Annotated in this window: 1 protein-coding gene; it reads left to right on the plus strand. The window is 68.5% G+C overall.

Annotation, left to right across the window (positions count from 1 at the left end; all coding sequences use genetic code 11):
- On the plus strand, positions 1-523 hold a 523-nt coding region (locus HT134_RS44340; RefSeq protein ID WP_512698726.1), incomplete at both ends, for an RNA polymerDNA-directed RNA polymerase subunit B.

Here is a 523-nt window from a genome sequence, read left to right on the forward strand (position 1 = left end):
CGCGAGCGCATGACCACGCAGGACGTCGAGGCGATCACGCCGCAGACCCTGATCAACATCCGCCCGGTCGTGGCGTCGATCAAGGAGTTCTTCGGCACCTCGCAGCTGTCGCAGTTCATGGACCAGATCAACCCGCTGGCCGGCCTGACGCACAAGCGGCGGCTGAACGCGCTGGGCCCCGGTGGTCTGTCGCGTGAGCGGGCCGGCTTCGAGGTGCGAGACGTGCACCCGTCCCACTACGGCCGGATGTGCCCGATCGAGTCGCCCGAGGGTCCGAACATCGGCCTGATCGGCTCGCTGGCCTCCTACGGGCGGCTCAACGCGTTCGGTTTCGTGGAGACGCCGTACCGCAAGGTGGTCGACGGCAAGGTGACCGACCAGATCGACTATCTCACGGCCGACGAGGAGGACCGCTACGTCAAGGCGCAGGCCAACACGGCGCTGAACCCCGACGGCTCCTTCGCCGAGGCCCGCGTCCTGGTCCGCACCAAGGGCGGTGAGACCGAACTGGCCCGTGCCGAGG

Source organism: Nonomuraea rhodomycinica, assembly GCF_013363995.1.
Classification (GTDB): domain Bacteria; phylum Actinomycetota; class Actinomycetes; order Streptosporangiales; family Streptosporangiaceae; genus Nonomuraea; species Nonomuraea rhodomycinica.